Annotated in this window: 2 protein-coding genes; both read right to left on the bottom strand. The window is 37.0% G+C overall.

The annotated features are described in order from the left end of the window. The coding region (locus OS139_RS13615) for a BppU family phage baseplate upper protein (protein WP_325067023.1) at positions 1-375 on the bottom strand (375 nt) is incomplete at its 3' end. Further along, positions 375-1,204 (bottom strand): hypothetical protein (locus OS139_RS13610; protein ID WP_325067022.1); only part of this gene is annotated, 830 nt, incomplete at its 5' end. The genes OS139_RS13610 and OS139_RS13615, both read right to left, overlap by 1 nt.

The following is a 1,204-nucleotide window of genomic DNA, read 5'->3' as shown; positions in this document are numbered from 1 at the left end:
AAAAGTAAAACGACCAGCCGTATCTAACGAGCGGTCGTCTGGGAAATCAATATATACGCTACCTTCTACTTTACCGACATATCCTAAAATATTATCTTCTAATACGATAGATACAATACCATTCACAGGATCTTCAATGGTGGCAAGATAGTCATGTTTTCCATATCCGTCTTCTGCTGTTGCAGATTTAAATATCAAGCGAATCGGAACAGTCGTCCCTTCGGGTAAGCTTTGAGGGATGCCGTTTTTTCTTACTAACTTCATTCGAAGCTTAGCTGTTCCTCGATCATGCGACCAAAAAACAACATTCGTATCATTAGGCTTAGTTGCTTCTGCTTGAATCACAATGATCGATTCATTTATTTTATAAACCATTAGTTCAACACCTGTCCTTTGGATATAATTAGTCCATTGCCACTGATGCTTGTTGGTGTAGTTGCAAATGCTGTGGAAGCCGTACCTCTAACTGTAGCATCTTCACATTTAATACCGATGTTATTTCCTGAACCAGTTAGACCTGCTAATGCTTCTGACATAAGCCTTACACGCAAAGCGACATCTTGATTAATAAATGTAGTATTACCATACATGTTTAATTTCGATACGCCACCAACATAAATGGCATTGTATCCCAAAGATTTTGTATTCTCAGAAAATTTACATTTATTTATCGCCATATAGCCAGATTGCTCGTTCATGATTCCGTATCGGTTACCACTTGGATCTATCGGAGCGTTTACAGTATCAACTATTTGAATACCAGAAATCTGTGTGTAACCTACACACGTTGTTGTCGCTAAACTCCTTAATTTTACTGGCAAATCTGAAGTTAAGGGGTTTATACTACTTATATCATTTATTGGTTTAATCATTAAGGAACGATAAGACAGCCCATTAATTACCACGTCTTCCAAATAAGCACCATCATCAATCCAAATAGTGATCGGAGCAGCAGTTATCAACGGAATGGTATTCACAGCTGTTTGAATAGTAGCATATGGCTTTTCTTCTGTACCTTCGCCGATTTTATCACTACCATTTTTTGAAACATAGATATTAATTGGTTCATTATATCCACCAATAATTTGTTGGACTGCTTTGTTTAATTGCTCTACTTGTTCTTTCTGACTAGCGGCATTTGTAATTAATTCACTAATTTGTTCGTCCGACAGGTTTTCATGTTCTAATAATCTGCCATGTAATG

Source organism: Enterococcus sp. E4-223 (genome assembly GCF_035727065.1).
GTDB lineage: Bacteria > Bacillota > Bacilli > Lactobacillales > Enterococcaceae > Enterococcus_B > Enterococcus_B faecium.
This window is presented reverse-complemented; position numbering and strand designations above follow the sequence as displayed.